At 58.1% G+C, this 16,739-nt stretch carries 13 protein-coding genes; 7 read left to right on the top strand and 6 right to left on the bottom strand.

What is annotated here, in order from left to right; translation table 11 throughout:
• Nucleotides 1-175 precede the first annotated feature (175 nt).
• Nucleotides 176-799, top strand: a complete 624-nt coding sequence (locus tag IEV54_RS03285) for a QsdR family transcriptional regulator (RefSeq protein ID WP_150277253.1) — start codon at nt 176-178, stop codon at nt 797-799.
• 20 nt (nt 800-819) lie between these two features.
• Here IEV54_RS03285 and IEV54_RS03280 read toward each other — a convergent pair whose 3' ends face one another.
• Both IEV54_RS03280 and IEV54_RS03275 read right to left on the bottom strand, forming a co-directional pair.
• The gene (locus IEV54_RS03280; RefSeq protein WP_150277254.1) at nt 820-2,409 is read right to left on the bottom strand and encodes an ATP-binding protein; all 1,590 of its coding nucleotides are present in this window, start codon (nt 2,407-2,409) and stop codon (nt 820-822) included.
• 12 nt (nt 2,410-2,421) lie between these two features.
• Nucleotides 2,422-3,135, bottom strand: a complete 714-nt coding sequence (locus tag IEV54_RS03275) for a response regulator (RefSeq protein ID WP_150277255.1) — start codon at nt 3,133-3,135, stop codon at nt 2,422-2,424.
• 409 nt (nt 3,136-3,544) lie between these two features.
• Between IEV54_RS03275 and IEV54_RS03270 the strand changes: the two genes are divergently transcribed.
• From IEV54_RS03270 to IEV54_RS03260, 3 genes are all read left to right on the top strand, one after another.
• Complete coding sequence (locus IEV54_RS03270) at nt 3,545-6,412, top strand: ribonucleoside-diphosphate reductase subunit alpha (RefSeq protein WP_150277488.1); 2,868 nt, start codon at nt 3,545-3,547, stop codon at nt 6,410-6,412.
• A gap of 289 nt (nt 6,413-6,701) precedes the next feature.
• The gene (locus IEV54_RS03265) at nt 6,702-7,964 is read left to right on the top strand and encodes a ribonucleotide-diphosphate reductase subunit beta (RefSeq protein ID WP_150277256.1); all 1,263 of its coding nucleotides are present in this window, start codon (nt 6,702-6,704) and stop codon (nt 7,962-7,964) included.
• A 188-nt stretch (nt 7,965-8,152) separates the two neighbouring features.
• A complete protein-coding gene (locus tag IEV54_RS03260) occupies nt 8,153-9,469 on the top strand; it encodes a methyl-accepting chemotaxis protein (RefSeq protein WP_150277257.1) in 1,317 nt (438 codons plus the stop codon).
• A 54-nt stretch (nt 9,470-9,523) separates the two neighbouring features.
• Here IEV54_RS03260 and IEV54_RS03255 read toward each other — a convergent pair whose 3' ends face one another.
• The 3 genes from IEV54_RS03255 to IEV54_RS03245 form a co-directional block, all read right to left on the bottom strand.
• The gene (locus IEV54_RS03255; protein ID WP_150277258.1) at nt 9,524-10,267 is read right to left on the bottom strand and encodes a class I SAM-dependent DNA methyltransferase; all 744 of its coding nucleotides are present in this window, start codon (nt 10,265-10,267) and stop codon (nt 9,524-9,526) included.
• Nucleotides 10,268-10,378: 111 nt separating this feature from the next.
• Nucleotides 10,379-11,602: a hypothetical protein gene (locus IEV54_RS03250; protein ID WP_150277259.1), complete on the bottom strand. Its 1,224-nt coding sequence runs from the start codon at nt 11,600-11,602 to the stop codon at nt 10,379-10,381.
• 181 nt (nt 11,603-11,783) lie between these two features.
• Complete coding sequence (locus IEV54_RS03245) at nt 11,784-12,452, bottom strand: TVP38/TMEM64 family protein (RefSeq protein WP_150277260.1); 669 nt, start codon at nt 12,450-12,452, stop codon at nt 11,784-11,786.
• Nucleotides 12,453-12,572: 120 nt separating this feature from the next.
• On the opposite strand from IEV54_RS03245, the gene IEV54_RS03240 reads away from it, so the two are divergent.
• Nucleotides 12,573-13,679, top strand: a complete 1,107-nt coding sequence (locus tag IEV54_RS03240; protein WP_150277261.1) for an ADP-ribosylglycohydrolase family protein — start codon at nt 12,573-12,575, stop codon at nt 13,677-13,679.
• Between the two features lie 9 nt (nt 13,680-13,688).
• Here IEV54_RS03240 and IEV54_RS03235 read toward each other — a convergent pair whose 3' ends face one another.
• Nucleotides 13,689-14,405 (bottom strand): hypothetical protein, encoded by a 717-nt coding sequence (locus IEV54_RS03235; protein WP_150277262.1) that lies wholly within the window; start codon nt 14,403-14,405, stop codon nt 13,689-13,691.
• A 170-nt stretch (nt 14,406-14,575) separates the two neighbouring features.
• Between IEV54_RS03235 and IEV54_RS03230 the strand changes: the two genes are divergently transcribed.
• Complete coding sequence (locus tag IEV54_RS03230; RefSeq protein WP_150277263.1) at nt 14,576-15,865, top strand: NADH:flavin oxidoreductase/NADH oxidase family protein; 1,290 nt, start codon at nt 14,576-14,578, stop codon at nt 15,863-15,865.
• Between the two features lie 37 nt (nt 15,866-15,902).
• Nucleotides 15,903-16,724: an aldo/keto reductase gene (locus IEV54_RS03225; protein ID WP_150277264.1), complete on the top strand. Its 822-nt coding sequence runs from the start codon at nt 15,903-15,905 to the stop codon at nt 16,722-16,724.
• Nucleotides 16,725-16,739: the final 15 nt, after the last annotated feature.

Genomic DNA, 16,739 nt, shown 5'->3' with positions numbered 1-16,739 from the left:
TCTCTTTAACACCTGGCTTGAATCTATTTGCAGATTCAGTCGTACATACATCTGAAGTCGATAAAGAATCGCTTGCACAGACGAAAAATGCGCTGATTCATGGCCGGGACACTTCTAATCTTGGTATCGATGTTGCTACTATATGACACGCCATACATTTTCTGGATTCGAAACCATGAGCAGCCAACCTACCCCCCTGTCGCTGGCATTGTCACAGCGCAAATCCGACGAACGCGCCACCCCGATGAGCGCCTTCCGCATGGCCCGACGCTGGTGGCTGGAGGGTCGTCGGCTGAATCTGTCGTTGCTGGCAGAGGAGCTGGGGGTTGGTCGTGCGACGCTGATGCGCTGGGTCGGCAACAAGGACCTGCTGATGGGCGAGATTCTCTGGTCCCAGTACAAGAACCTTTACGACGAAGCCATCGAGCGAGCTGAGGCCAACCCGAAGCTCAAGGGCATCGATTTTCTTGCGCAGATTTATACCGATATAAACATCGCGCTGATCAACGGCAAGGCGATGCATGACTTTTTGCGGGCCGAGCCACAGTGGGGCCTGCAGTTATTGACCTCAAATATCTCCGGCCTGCAAAGCCGGCTGATCGAGACCTGGCGCAAGCTGTTTGAAGAGCAGATCCAGGCGGGCAACATCAATCCGGAAATGGATGCCGAGAGCCTGGCCTACTTCATTATTCGCATCGGTGAAGGGGCAATCTATTGTGATTTGATCTGTGGCCGAACACCCGATCCAGAGCCCGCCAGCACCGCCTTCCGCCTACTGGTGAACGGGCACAGCCGGTAGACCGGCCACCTGATGCAGCGCTAGCCGCGCCGCAGGGGCCACTCAATAATGAAATCCGCGCCACCGAGGGCGGTGGAGCTGCCGGCACGGGCCGTACCGCCATGCCAGAACATTACCCGGCGTACAATAGAAAGGCCCAGACCATAGCCGCCCGAAGCGCGGGTACGGCTATCGTCCAGGCGCAGAAAGGGTGTGAATACCTTTTCCCGTAGCGGTTCATCAATGCCTGGGCCATCATCCTCGATGCTTACCACACAGCGCCCATAGACCACCTGGCAGGATACCCGCACGCGGCTGCTGGCATGACGCATGGCGTTGGTAATCAGGTTACTGATAGCCCGGGTCAGATAGCGCTGCTCAGCCTCGACCGCAATGGCTCTCCCGTAACTGTTGTCCTCAACCTCCATGGTGATTGCCTGATTCAAAGGTGCCAATTCCTGCACTACACGGTCAATCAAAGCAGGCACATCGAGGAGCACCATACCTAGTGCAGGAGCACCCTGCTCCAGGCGTGCGTAGGTGAGAATCTCGTCAACCAGCATGTCCAGCTCACTGAGGTCTGCATCCATGCCGTGCACGTAATGGGCAATATCCTTTTCCGCCTTCGAGGTTTCCACCATTTCCAGACCAAAGCGCAGCCGTGCGATAGGCGTGCGTAACTCGTGGGACACCGCGCCGATCATCTCCTGCTGAATCTTCATCAAGCGTTGCAGGTGGCTCGCCATATCGTTGAAGGCCCGGGCAACACGGCCCACCGAGTCCTGCCCCACGGCGTCAACCCGAGCGTCCAGGTTGCCATGACTGAGCAGCATTGCCGCAGCTTCCAGGGTGATCAGACGGCGCTCGAGTTGCCGTACCAGCAAGTAGATCAACAAACCGCTGAGCGTCAGTACCAGCAAGCCGGTGATCAACAACAGCTCCCTGGGATAGTCTTCCATCTGGAATAGCGGGCCGAGACGCAGCACCCAGTCGGTATCGGTCACCTTCATATACAGCAAAACCGAATCGCCATCGGGACCCAGCGTCATGACGGTATCAAACTCTTCCAGACGGCGACGCTGGTCTGCATCCAGGTCCGCTTCGCGCATTCGCGTAAGCATCAGCGTGTAGCCAAAATCCTTGTCCCTACGCAGACGCTGTAATCGTTCAGGCATGTCCGATTCCGGGTGCCGCACCAGCTCGTCAACCAGCAGAAACAAGGTTGCCCTGCCTAGTTGCTCGGTGATGCGCTGAATTTCGGTAGTCAACACCGTATGCTCATCGACCCGGCTGAACACCCTCACCTGACTTTGCGCCGAAGGCTTGACCAACACCCGGCCACGGGCCAGATGTGCGATCTGACGCGAGTCCAGCTTCAGTTGATCGATGGTACTTAACTGCAGCGGCACACCTATCAGGCGCGTCCAGGCGGCCAGCGCCCTCAGCCGCTCGGCACCTTCCATGGGCGCAAGATTGTCAGCCATCAGGCGAAAGGTGCCGGTGGCTATGTCCTCCCGGTAAGTTTCGGCGCGGAACTCGTTCACCTGGCGGATTCCCAGCAGTGCCAGGAGTGACACCACAACAAGAATCAGTAGCATGCCGCCGTATATGCGCAGAAAGATGGAGTTCACGGGGCGTCCGTATCAGGGTTGCACGGCAACAAACAGGTAGCCCTTGCTACGCACCGTCTTGATGATGCGCGGTAGCTCGGGGTCATCGCCGATCTTGGGGCGTATACGCGATATGCGCACATCAATGGAGCGATCCTGACCGTCATATTCGATTCCGCGCAGGGCGTTGAATATTTCCTCACGGCTTAGCGTGCGACCAGCATTACTGGCCAGCAACCATAAAAGATCCAGTTCCGCACCGGTCAGATCGATCAGTTCGTTACGCAGCCAGGCCTCGCGCCGGGCGTTGTCGATGACCAGAGGGCCGAAGGTCAGCCGAGTGACCGGCGCATCGCTGGCCGGCTCTGAATCATGGCTGCGGCGTAACAACGCTCGGATACGGGCAAGCAAGACCTGTGGTCTAACCGGCTTATTGACGTAATCATCAGCTCCAAGCTCCAGCCCGCGAATATGATCCTCGTCATCACTGCGCGCGGTCAGCATCAACACCGGCCGCGCATAACCGGCCCCCCGCAGGCGCTTGCAGATCGACAGACCATCCTCGCCCGGCAACATCAGATCCAGTACCACCAGGTCGGGATTGCTGGCCAGAATGTGCTCCACCGCGCTGGCACCATCGGTTAGCAGATCAATCTCCAGACCCTGCGAGCGCAGGAATGCCTGAATCAGCTCGGCCAATTTGAGATCGTCTTCGACTATGAGGATGCGTTCGTTATCGACTGCCATTCGCCTGCCAACCTGCCTGTCTCATTGCGGAGCAGCGATTGTAACAACCCCCCGGCAAAAGACCTATCAGGTAAGGGAGCACATATTCGGGCTAATACAGAAAACACTACATGTAGTGTCGATACATATTTTTTTCAGCTGAAAATCAGCCAAAATTCACAGTGAAAAGCCCGTTTTTCCTGAGCCAAGGCGAAATTATTGGCGAATAGCCATCACAGCCGTCTTCAATTTCAAGCTTGCACGACGGCATATTCCACTCTATCTTGTGCCAAGATTAACAAAGCGCACTACATATGGGATGAGTATTGAGCAAGCCGATCGAATACGGCACTGCTCTACTGACCCAGAACGTCAAAACACTACATATTGTATTAACGGCTTCGCCAAGGAGATCACCATGCAGCCCAACATGCCGCCAGTTACCCCAATCACCGAATCGCAACAGGGCCGCAATCCTCAGGGCGACCATAATTCTGATCTGCAGATGACTGCTCCCGGCCAGATGCGCGTCATCAAGCGCAACGGCAAGCTGGTCAGCTATACCGATGACAAGATCAAAGTCGCCATCACCAAGGCGTTTCTCGCTGTCGAAGGCGGACAGGCCGCCGCCTCCAGCCGTATTCACCAGACTGTGAATCAACTGGCTGAAACCATCACCACCACCTTCAAACGTCGTATGCCTTCCGGCGGTACGCTGCATATAGAAGAGATCCAGGATCAGGTCGAACTGGCCCTGATGCGCTCGGGCGAGCAGAAGGTCGCCCGCGCCTATGTACTCTACCGTGAAGAGCACTCGCGCCAGCGCCAGGCCCGTCAGCCGGTCGAAGCGCACCCCACGCTGAACATCACCCTGCCCGACGGCAGCCGCCAGCCACTGGATCTGGGCCGCCTGCACACCATCATCGACGAGGCCTGCGAAGGCCTGGCCGAAGTGGATGCCAAGTTGATCGAACGCGAAACCCTTAAGAACCTGTACGACGGTGTCACCCAACAGGATGTGAACACCGCCCTGGTAATGACCGCCCGCACCCTGGTCGAGCGCGAGCCGAATTACAGCCACGTCACCGCTCGGCTGCTGCTGGACAACCTGCGCGCCGAAGCTTTGAGCTTTCTCAAGGTCGCTGAAAGCGCGACCCACGGCGATATGGCCGAACTGTATGCCCGCACCCTGCCCGCCTACATCGATTTTGGCGTCGAGCACGAGCTGCTGGATCCGCGCCTGAAGGAATTTGATCTGGACGCACTGGGTAAGGCGCTGGATCACAGCCGCGACAAGCAGTTCTCCTATCTCGGCCTGCAGACTCTGTACGACCGTTACTTCATCCATAGTGACGGCGTGCGCTTCGAGCTGCCACAGATTTTCTTCATGCGCGTCGCCATGGGCCTGGCCATAGAAGAAGCCGATCGCAATGCCCGCGCGGTGGAGTTCTACAAGCTGCTGTCGTCCTTCGACTATATGGCCTCCACGCCCACGCTGTTCAACGCCGGCACCCTGCGTCCGCAGCTGTCGAGCTGCTATCTGACCACCGTGCCAGATGAGTTGTCCGGCATCTATCACGCGATCCACGACAACGCAATGCTGAGCAAATTCGCCGGCGGTCTGGGCAACGACTGGACGCCCGTGCGTGCGTTGGGGGCCTACATCAAGGGCACCAACGGCAAGAGCCAGGGCGTTGTGCCCTTCCTCAAGGTGGTGAACGATACAGCCGTGGCCGTGAACCAGGGCGGCAAGCGCAAGGGCGCCGTCTGCGCTTACCTGGAAACCTGGCACCTGGACATCGAGGAATTCCTCGAGCTGCGCAAGAACACCGGTGACGACCGCCGCCGCACCCACGACATGAACACCGCCAACTGGATTCCGGATTTGTTCATGAAGCGCGTGTTCGACGACGGCATGTGGACACTGTTCTCCCCCTCCGATACGCCCGACCTGCACGATCTGACCGGCAAGGCCTTCGAGGAGCGTTACGAGTACTACGAAGCGCTGATCGAGTACGGCAAGCTCAAGCTGCACAAAACCATCAAGGCCCGCGACCTGTGGCGCAAGATGCTCAGCATGCTGTTCGAAACCGGCCACCCGTGGCTCACCTTCAAGGACGCCTGCAACCTACGCAGCCCGCAGCAGCACGCTGGCGTTGTCCACAGCTCCAACCTGTGCACCGAGATTACCCTCAACACCTCGGCCGACGAGATCGCCGTATGCAACCTCGGCTCGATCAACCTGCCGCAGCATATCGTCGACGGCAAACTGGACACTGCCAAGCTCGCTGCTACGGTCAAGACCGCCGTGCGCATGCTGGATAACGTGATCGACATCAACTACTACTCGGTGCCCCAGGCGCGCAATTCGAACCTCAAGCACCGCCCGGTCGGCCTGGGCATCATGGGCTTTCAGGATGCGCTCTACCTGCAGCACATCGCCTACGGCTCCGACGCTGCGGTCGAGTTCGCCGACAACTCCATGGAAGCGGTCAGCTACTACGCCATCCAGGCCTCCTGCGATCTGGCCGAAGAGCGCGGCAGCTACTCCAGCTTCGACGGCTCGCTGTGGAACCAGGGCATTCTGCCGCTGGACTCGCTGGACATCCTTACCGAGCAGCGTGGCGCCAAGTACATCGAAGTCGACCGCAGCCAGACCCTGGACTGGGAACCCCTGCGCCAGCGCGCGAAAAAAGGCATCCGCAACTCCAACATCATGGCCATCGCACCGACCGCGACCATCGCCAACATCACCGGCGTATCCCAGTCGATCGAACCGACCTACCAGAACTTGTATGTGAAATCGAACCTCTCCGGCGAGTTCACCGTGATCAATCCCTACCTAGTACGCGACCTCAAGGCCCGCAACCTGTGGGATCCGGTCATGGTCAACGATCTGAAGTTCTACGACGGCTCGGTCCAGCAGATCGAACGCATCCCGGCGGACCTCAAAGCCCTGTACGCCACCGCGTTCGAAGTGGAAACCAAGTGGATAGTCGAAGCCGCCAGCCGTCGCCAGAAGTGGATCGACCAGGCCCAATCCCTCAACCTGTACATCGCCGGCGCCTCGGGCAAGGCACTGGACGTGACCTACCGCATGGCCTGGTACCGCGGCCTGAAAACCACCTACTACCTCCGCGCCCTGGCTGCGACCAGCACCGAGAAATCGACAGTGGAAACCGGCAAGCTCAACGCCGTATCGTCGGGCGGCAACGGCGTATCAGCCGCCCCTGCAGGCCCCGCACCCGTGCCGAAAGCCTGCGCGATTGACGAGCCTGATTGCGAGGCATGCCAATAAAAAGCGACAAGCTGCAAGCTGCAAGCGACAAGCAGCTCGGAGTTTGCGCCCCCGGGTAGCAGGAACACTCACTACCCCTGGCGTCATTCCCGCGAACGCGGGAACCCATTTTGACCTTCGGGGTTCGGCATGAGGCACAGCGCTTACAGCCACCCCCGAATGGATCCCCGCGTTCGCGAGGATGACGGGGAGAGACCGAGGATGACCGCGCGAGAGCTCGCGCCACCCAAATTAACCAACTTGCAGCTTGCCGCTTGAAGCTTGCAGCTGCGACTGAAAGGAGCCAACCATGCTCAGCTGGGACGAACTAGACACACCCGAAACCTCCGCAGCCCCGCATCTGGGAATGTCGAGTTCCACCTCGACAAAAGCGGACCACGCCGAACCCGCAGTCGAAACCGCGGAGAGCACCCCAGCCAACGTCGCCGACGCCCGCCAGGTCAGCGATGACGACTCAGCCGCCATCGCCCGCGCCAAGGCGGCACTGGATGCCCTCGATGTGCAGGAAGGCCTCGACGAACTGGAAGGCTCGGCCGCCCGGGTCAGCGTCGACACCAAGCGCATGATCAACTGCCGCGCCGACCTCAACCAGCTCGTGCCCTTCAAGTACGACTGGGCCTGGCAGAAGTACCTCGATGGCTGCTCAAACCACTGGATGCCGCAGGAGGTCAACATGACCGCCGACATCGCCCTGTGGAAAAATCCTGAAGGCCTCACCGACGACGAGCGCCGTATCGTCAAGCGCAACCTGGGCTTCTTCTCCACCGCCGATTCGCTGGTCGCCAACAACCTGGTGCTAGCCGTCTACCGCCTGATCACCAATCCCGAGTGCCGCCAGTACATCCTGCGCCAGGCCTTCGAAGAGGCAATCCACACCCACGCCTACCAGTACTGCATCGAGTCCCTGGGCATGGATGAAGGCGAGATCTTCAACATGTACCACGAGATTCCAAGCGTGGCGAAAAAGGCCGCCTGGGGCCTCAAGTACACCCGTTCGATCTCCGACCCGACCTTCAACACCGGCACCGTCGAGACCGACAAGGAACTGCTGCGTAACCTGATCGCCTACTACTGCGTGCTTGAAGGTGTGTTCTTCTACTGCGGCTTTACCCAGATCCTGTCCATGGGTCGCCGTAACAAGATGACCGGCGTTGCCGAGCAGTTCCAGTACATCCTGCGCGACGAGTCCATGCACCTGAACTTCGGCATCGACGTGATCAATCAGATCAAGATCGAGAACCCGCACCTGTGGGATGCCAGCATGAAGGACGAAGCCACGCAGATGATTCTGCAGGGCACCCAGCTGGAAATAGAATACGCCCGGGACACCATGCCCCGCGGCGTGCTCGGCATGAACGCAGCGATGATGGAGGACTACCTCAAGTTCATCGCCAACCGCCGCCTGACCCAGATCGGTCTCAAGGAAGAGTACCCGGGCACCGTTAACCCCTTCCCGTGGATGAGCGAGATCATGGACCTGAAGAAAGAGAAGAATTTCTTCGAAACGCGGGTCATCGAGTACCAGACCGGTGGCGCGTTGAGCTGGGATTGATCGTCTGCGTTTTCGACTGAGGTGATGATGCACCGCGCGATGGAGCCGGTGCCATCACTTGCGCCCGAAAAATCTGTATCGCGCTCTACAGCCTAATTTAGAGCCCTATTCAGCACTTTTCCGAATCAAGAAAATGGGCAGTCTGCCGATAGATAAAGGCACGAAAATTCAACTGCGTTGAGGTATCCATGTTCGGATCACGTGTTCGCGATGCACTTCAAGTAAGCAAACAGCAACTGGCCATTCAAAATCAGATCCTGGACGCCATTGCTCATACCATGGCAATGATCGAGTTCTCTCCAAGGGGGGAAATCCTCAACGCAAACCCCCTATTTCTTAAAGTTGTCGGGTATGACCTCGAAGAAGTCCTGGGCAAACAACACAGTGTGTTCTGTACCCCCGAACTAGCGCGCAGCAACGAATATCAGCGTTTCTGGCAGCGACTGGCCAAGGGTGACAGTTTCAGTGACAGATTCATGCGGTTGGCCAAGGGCGAACGTCCAATCTGGCTTGAGGCAAGCTATATCCCGGTCATGGACCAGCAAGGCAATGTGACCAAGGTCATCAAACTCGCAACGGACATCACCCGGGCGATGAAGGCTGAGCAAGAACATAAGAGCCTGCTCAACGCCATCAACCGTTCAATGGCGGTAATCGAATTCACTCTGGACGGCCATATCGTCAGCGCCAACGACAACTTTCTGCAAAGCATGGGCTACCGGCTGGAAGATGTAAAAGGCAAACACCACCGGATCTTCTGCGATGCAGAAACGGCTGCCAGCAACCAATACCAGCAAGCCTGGCAGCGCTTGAACAAAGGTGAGTACCTTTCAGATCGATTCAAACGCATAAACCGCAGCGGCCAGACAATCTGGCTGCGCGCGACCTACAACCCCCTGTATGACTCCAATGGCAAACTCTACGGTGTAGTGAAGTTTGCCAGTGACATCACCAACCAGGTCGAAAGACGACATGCAGAGTCTTCTGCAGCCAAGCTGGCGTTCGACATTGCTGCGGAAACAGACGAGAGTGCCCGCGAGGGTACTGAAACTGTTCAGGCAACAGTTGAGGTCGTGCGATCAATTGCGTCGGAGTTGGAACAGGTTTCAGAGCACATCAATGCCCTCGGTAACCAGTCGGAACGGATCAACAGCATAGTTCAGGTGATTCGTGGCATAGCCGAGCAGACCAACCTCTTGGCCCTTAACGCCGCCATCGAAGCCGCACGAGCCGGCGAACAAGGCCGCGGATTTGCCGTAGTAGCAGACGAAGTACGCAACCTGGCAGCCCGAACCAGCCAGGCCACCCTCGAAATCAACGACGTGGTCCTGAAAAACATGGAGCTGGCGCAGCAGGCAGTGAGCGGTATGGGTGAAAGCAAAACCAAGTCAGAACAGGGTGTCCAACTGGCCAACCAGGCAGGTGCAGTCATGCTGAAGATTCGTGACGAGGCGCAGCGTGTAGTTGATGCTATTGGCCAATTTTCCAATGCTATTGAGGAATGACCGGCAAAGACACAGAAAATCTTGAGTGGGCGCAGTAATATCGCGCCCCAGGGCCTATCTTTTCACACAAACAAACAGCGCATTCCCCGACATTCCATCCCAGGGCTTGATTGTCCCGTAGTCATGCTCGAGCACGTGCACCTCGAAGTAAGGCTGCAACAGCGCAGTCAGCTCATCGAAAGTCACAGCCACCATGGGATGCTGATCCCGCCAGATCTGGGTCACATTGGCTGCCGTTCTTTCAATACGCAGTTTCAGCGACTGCTGCTCACCCTCCCCCGAATAGTGCCACCCGGAACTGAAGTTGAAATGGCCCTCTCCATTCAGAACCGAATGCGACATATAGGAGTCATTGTCGATCCTGTATTTGTCGACCGCGTTGAAGCAGAACAGCCCACCGCTGACCAACGCGCCATGCACACTGGCAATGCACGCCTTGAGCCGCTCGATTTCGGCGCTGTAGTGTATGGAATACAGAAAACAGGTAATCAGATCAACCGGCTGCTCGACCGCAAACTGACACATATCCTGCAGAGAGAACTGCGCCTCGGGACAGCGAATCAGCGCCCGGTCCAGCATGGGCTGGTTGATGTCGAGCCCACTGCTCTGATACCCCGCATCCAGTAGATGCCGCACATGCGGCCCCGTCCCGCAGGCCAGATCCAGATGCCGCTTTCCGCCATTGCCCAGCAGCTGCTGCAATCGATGAATACATTGGCTTTGCGCGAGGTAGTCGATATCCGCACACATCAGATCGTAGTAACCCGAGAGGTCGGTATAAATGGCGTTGCTGGGCATGATGGTCTGATGCTGACGTGGTCGCCGAAATTGGCGCGCGCATCATATAACGGCTCAGGAGCAGGCGCCCACCCTTAATCGCCTCACCTGCACAGCCTCGGCCTTTGGCGCCTAACGGTTCGTTTCAAGACTGATTCTGAGTCCGCTTACAGGCACTTCCGGCTGCCCGGGGCTGGGCAGTCCGTCCATGAAATTGACCTGCATGCTCACTCCAAGCGGGCCCGCATCAAAACGGGAGACATACTTGAAGTGAGATGTACCGACCGATAGGTCGTCGGGCAGATTGATCCTCTGCTGTCCGATGAATCGGCCCTCGAGAGTTAACCGGTCTACCTCTATGTGGCGGCCAGACATGGCATAAATGAGGTAGGTGCTGTCACCTGTACAAAACACCTGATCGATAGGCAGACGGGCCGAAAAACGCCAGTCGGGGCTGGCAGACTGCAGATGGCCAAATTTTTCGCCTTCTCCCATAGTTATTCCCGCCTCACATCCTGCAACCCGTTTTGCCATATCCGCGTGGCTGACGGGGCGAATAATTGACGTCGGCTCCACGCGCAACCTCGCCTCCGGATACAGCTCATCCGGAACAGCCATACGCCCGAGCGGCGTGAGCACCCTGCGGAAAAAGTCCGCCGCGTTCTGGCCCTGCCAGCCGCTGGGTGTATCTGCAGACCAGTAAGATGTGCTCCGCTGCCAGAGCTCACGCCGCGCCATGAGTCGACCGCTTTTGTCATGCAGGGCCCACACCACTCTGACCGGCCAGCGCGAGCTCGCGGGATTGGGCTGCACCAGCTCCCGGATCACGTACTGCGACCTGTGCGTCTCCCGGGGAAATGAAATCACTCTGCCAGCGCCCAAGGGTGTGTAGGTCCTGTCCTGATAGTGAATTCGCGCATAGGGCACCTTGCTCAGCGAGGCCAGCCCCATCACCGGATGCCCCTCCTGCGTACTGTTCTCCACGATCAGCGTCACCTCGCGTGCCTCGGCGGTGTCATATACCACTGCCTCAGGCGGCGTGGGACGCTGCAGGTACCACAACAAAGGAGCCATCACCAACAGCAGCGATACCATGGATAAAAACCAGCGCTCGCGCACATTCGAAAGCCTGAACACCTGCCAGCAGTAATGCAGTGCCACCAATGCCGGCCCGATGAAGATGGCCTTCAGCGCCAGATTGCGAAAATCAATTGCCATCAGCGCCAACGGCGATATGGCTACCAAGCCGAACGTCAGCAGAATGACAACAATCATCCTCAAACGCGATTCGGCTCCATTCGGCGGAAACATCGTCGCCATTATCAAACCGACCGTTCCAAGCCAGGCCAGCAGCACAAGCAAAACACTCCACCACAAGCTGCTCACCAGAAAAACCAGACTGAGTCCGGCCAACAGCGTGGCAGGCAGGACGCCAGCACAGATATAGACGAGCGCTCTTGTCACCTTGAGCAATGCACCGCTCAGCTCCATGCCCACACCCCGTGCAGCAAGTATCTGTGCAAAGGCATAGCCGTCATCAACACAGCCCCAACCAACGGCCCAGTTTGGAATTCGGATGACGGCTAACCATCCAGGGCAGCCAGACCATGGCCGCGAGAACTGCTGCGCCCGCCAATACAGTCAGGGCCGGATGCATGCTGAAGCTGTGACCCAATCCGGCAAAAACCACGGTCATGGGCAGCATGCCGATCAAGGTTGCGACGGCAAAACGCCAAGCGTGAATCGATGTTACTCCTGCGGCGTAACTGATCAGCGCAAATGAGAACACCGGTATCAGCCGGGTAACCACAATGGTGAGGGTTAGAAAGCGCTGTGAGCCGTCGCGGTTCAATACGGGGTTATTCGGGAAGCGGCGGCAGATCGCCTCCCGCCCGAGCAGACGTGCAATCCAGAACGCCGCCATCGCGCCAATCAGCGCACCTGTGGCGGCGATAGCCGTGCCTTCAACTACGCCAAAGGCCAGACCCGCGGTGGCGCTGACCGGTAGCGTCGGAATAGGCCCGACGATCACGGCAATAATCATCAACAGCATGAGTAAGAGTGGGCCGACTCCGGCCTGACTGGTCAGCCAGTCAGACAGTGCCTGCGGAGACAGGCTGGCCGGCATGCCGAGTATCTGCAGCAGCCACCAGGCACCCAGCAGGCCCGCCAGCACTGCTCCCACCACCGCTATTCTGAGCGCCATCACCCCCCCTCTTGCCGAAGACTTTCCTTGAAACACCTGGGATCCATTATGGGCCAAAGGCTGCGTTATTCTGAATTGATACGGGGCTGTCGCCCCTACCCAACCAGACCGAGGCACAGTATGACTGCACAGCATGTTACCGCCAGAGCCACCGCAGCGCTGCAGAACCTGTTTATCGGCGACGCTCTGGCCATGCCGGTACACTGGTTCTACCGAGTCAGTGATATTGACAAGGCCTTTCCCGAGGGCATCAGACACTTCCATCCGGCGCCGGAGGTCCACCCCTCCTCCATCATGTCATTACACTCGACCAGTGGCGGTGGCCGCAAGAACGCCAGCAGTAGCAACAAGGCCAACGTAGTGGGCGACGTAATACTCAAGGGCAAAGCCCAATACTGGGACCGCCCCAATATTCACTACCACCAGGGCATGCGCGCCGGGGACAACACGCTCAACGCCCATTGCGCACTTGCGCTGATGAACGTCATGCACGCGGCAAACGGGCACTATGATCGAGATGCTTTTCTTCAGGCCTACATACAGCTGCTGACAGCGGACGAGCCAGCGCATCCGGACACCTATGCCGAGTCCTATCACCGCGGATTCTTTGCCAAACTCGCCAGCGGGTTGCCACCGGAAAAGTGCGCCGCTATCACCCATGACACGCCCTCGGTTGGCGGGCTGGTCACCATCGCGCCGCTGGTCATTGGAGAGCGCTTGCGTGGTACATCACTGGCAGATACTCGCAAACTGTGCCGCGAGCACCTGGCGCTTACACACCCGGACGCCTCCCTGGCAGAGGTGTGCGACGCTTTTGTTAACCTGATTGATGGATTGCTGTTTCGCGATACTGATACTTCGGTGGAAGACTTACTGCTCAACGCAACCCGAAGCCTGCCGCGCCGCGATCTGGTCAAGCTGGTAGAAGGCAACAAACCGGATAGGGAAGTGGTTGGTCGGGTGCTGTCGCCCGCCTGCTATATAAGCGATGCATGGCCGGCGGTGTTGTACTTCGCTCTCAAACACCAGCTAGATCCTTTAAAGGCCCTGCAAGCCAACACAGAGGTCGGTGGTGATAACGTGCACCGCGGTGCTGTGTTGGGCGTATTGCTGGGCCTGATTCACGGCGAGGCCACAGGGGGTCTGTTTGACCAGCTCACCAGGCAAAACGATATCAATCAAGCGATTGATCGACTCGTTGGCGCTGATACAACCAGCGCTCGATGACCGGAGCCTCTAGTCTTTATCGAGCCGAATGGTAGAGCTCATCGAGAAGTTGGTTTCATTAATCTTGTCGACCTTCTTGCACAGCCGACGACGATGTAGAAAGGAAATACCCTGATGGGTTTGCCAGGAGGTGGGCGTCAGGGTCCCTCCCGACTCGTTGCTTTCGATTTTGAAGCTTCGCTTGGCGCTGACGGGTTTGGGCTCCGGGCCATACAGAGCTATAAGCTCGATGGTAAGCCGCTCCAGCAGAATATTTCCTACCGGGCGATACCCCTGCATGGGAATATCAGCCCGCCGCGCCAAACGCCGAACCACATCGTTGAAGGTCCCGATATGCATGAACTCGCCTGATAGCAGCGGGCCCTGGCGGGTATTCTCGCGGATGTCCTCGGGTGTTACTGATACCCTCTGCTTGTCGCCCTCTTCGTTCTCGCGCTCCTCTGTAGGATCGCGTTCAAAGTCCGTGACATCCATCATCACCGTGCCATGGGATGTCTCCAGAGTGGCAATAATGTATTCCACATAAATTGCCTCCTGGCTCATATTGCTGATGATGCACAGGGCGTCCAGATCCCGCTTCCTGCCCCGATTGATGATCACCCTGGGCGTGCGCTGGCGGCGAAATCCGAAATACAGCAACTGGGCGTAAACCACCCAGACAAGCAAAGTGGCTATGCTCATGCCAGCGTTAAATAGCGCCTGGTTTTCCTGAATCCACTCAATCATGGCCTTAACGATATCTCCTTTGAAACAAGTGCTGGGCGGTGCGTTGTCATCGACTTGTGACAATAAAAAAGCGATTTTGATTCACAGGATATTTCAGCGCCTCTCAAGAACACCCGTCGGAAAACCGGATACACTCACATCACTGTCATAAACAAGAACAAGAGAACCCCATGACCAAGTCCCTTGCCGATCCTCTAAGCCTCCCATGCGGCGCCATCATCCCCAATCGCCTATCTAAAGCCGCCATGACCGAAGGCCTGGCCACGCCCGACGGCCTGCCGACCCCGGAACTCGAACGCCTCTACGGCCTGTGGAGCGATGGCGGCGCGGGCATGTTGCTATCCGGCAATATCCAGATTGACCGCGACCACCTGGAACGCCCCGGCAACGTAGTCATAGACTGTGAACCCGATGCAGCCATGCACGCCGCGCTGAGTAGCTGGGCCAAGGCCGCTACACGCAACGGCAACCATTTCTGGGCGCAGATCAGCCATGCAGGCCGCCAGACCATGAAGATGGTCAACCCACACCCAAAGGCGCCATCGCCAGTCAAACTGGGCCTACCAGGAGGCCAGTTCGGTGAGCCGGTAGCCCTGGAAAAAGACGAAATAAACGAGATTGTCCGCCGCTTTGCCCAGTGCGCCGCAGCGGTGCAGGCAGCCGGCTTTACCGGAGTGCAGATCCACGCCGCTCACGGCTACCTGCTGTCGCAGTTCCTCAGCCCCCGCAGCAACCAGCGCAAAGACGAATACGGTGGCTCTCTGGAGAACCGCGCCCGCGTGCTGATGGACAGTGTCGCGGCCGTGCGTGCAGCAGTTGGTCCCGAGTTCCCGATCTCGGTGAAACTCAACAGCGCCGACTTCCAGAAAGGCGGATTCGACTTCGAAGACAGTCTGCAGGTAGTCGAATGGCTGGAGCAGGCCAGCGTCGATCTCATCGAAATATCCGGCGGTACCTATGAACAACCCAAGCTGCTCGGCGTCGAAGGTATTGAAGCGGAAGAGCCACAAACCGTGGCCCAATCCACTCAAGAGCGCGAAGCCTATTTTGTGGACTTCGCCCTGGCCATGCGCGCCAAGGTGTCGGTGCCCTTGATGGTCACAGGCGGTTTCCGTCAGAAAAAGGCCATGCAGCAGGCCCTGGATAGCGGCGCTGCTGACCTCATCGGCCTGGGCCGCCCCATGTGTGTGATGACTGACGCGCCTGCGCAACTGCTAGCCGGGCTCGAAGAATTGCCCCGCTATGAAAAACAGCTAGCCCTGTTCCCCAGCTGGCTGGCGTTTCTGGGCAAACTCAACGCCCTGAAAGCCATGGCTACATTTGCGGTGCAATACTGGTACTACGCCCAGATCGACCGCCTGGGGCGCAATGGCAAGGCCGATCCGGCGCTATCCGTATTGCAGGCAAGCAAGGACGTCACAGCCCTGCAAAAACAACTTATCAAAGGTCGCAGCCGGTAATCCACCCGGCATACATCAATCAGAGGGAGTTCCCGGTATGCAGACAATCAAACTGGGCGGAGCAAAGGTTCCGCGTATTGGCCAGGGCACCTGGCATATGGGCGAGGATGCCGGCCAACGGCAGGCTGAAGTCAGGGCCCTGCGCGCGGGGCTGGATCTGGGCATGACGCTGATCGACACTGCAGAAATGTATGCCGAGGGCGGTGCTGAAGAAATTGTCGGCGAAGCCATGCGTGGCCGGCGAGACGAGGTCTATCTGGTCAGCAAGGTCTACCCACATAACGCCAGTACCAGAGGCGTGCAGGCGGCATGCGAGCGCAGCCTTCAACGTCTGGATACCGACACCATTGATCTGTACCTGCTGCACTGGCGCGGTGATTATCCACTGAGCGAAACAGTGGACGCCTTTGAACGCCTGCGCGCACAGGGCAAGATCCTCCGCTGGGGTGTTTCCAACTTTGATGTTGCTGACCTGCAAGAACTTGCCAACTCTGCTTGCGCAACCAATCAGGTGCTCTACAACCCAGAAGCCCGCGGCATTGAGTACGACCTGCTGGACTGGCAGGCAAAGCAGCAAATGCCGCTTATGGCTTACTGCCCCATCGGGCAAGGCGGAGTGCTTTTGCATGACGCTGTGCTACAGCGCATAGCCGACAAGCATGGCGCCACAACTGCCCAGGTAGCACTCGCCTGGGTCATGCGCCACCCCGGCGTGATCGCCATTCCCAAAGCGGTCAACCTGGATCACCTCAGACAGAACGCCGGGGCTGACAGCCTGCACCTCGACGAAGACGATCTGTCCCAGATCGATGCCGCTTACCCGCCGCCGGCAAGCAAGCAGCCGCTGGAAATGGTGTGACGTCGGGGACATGCT

It is taken from the genome of Halopseudomonas salina, assembly GCF_014637955.1.
GTDB classification, from domain to species: domain Bacteria; phylum Pseudomonadota; class Gammaproteobacteria; order Pseudomonadales; family Pseudomonadaceae; genus Halopseudomonas; species Halopseudomonas salina.
This window is presented reverse-complemented; position numbering and strand designations above follow the sequence as displayed.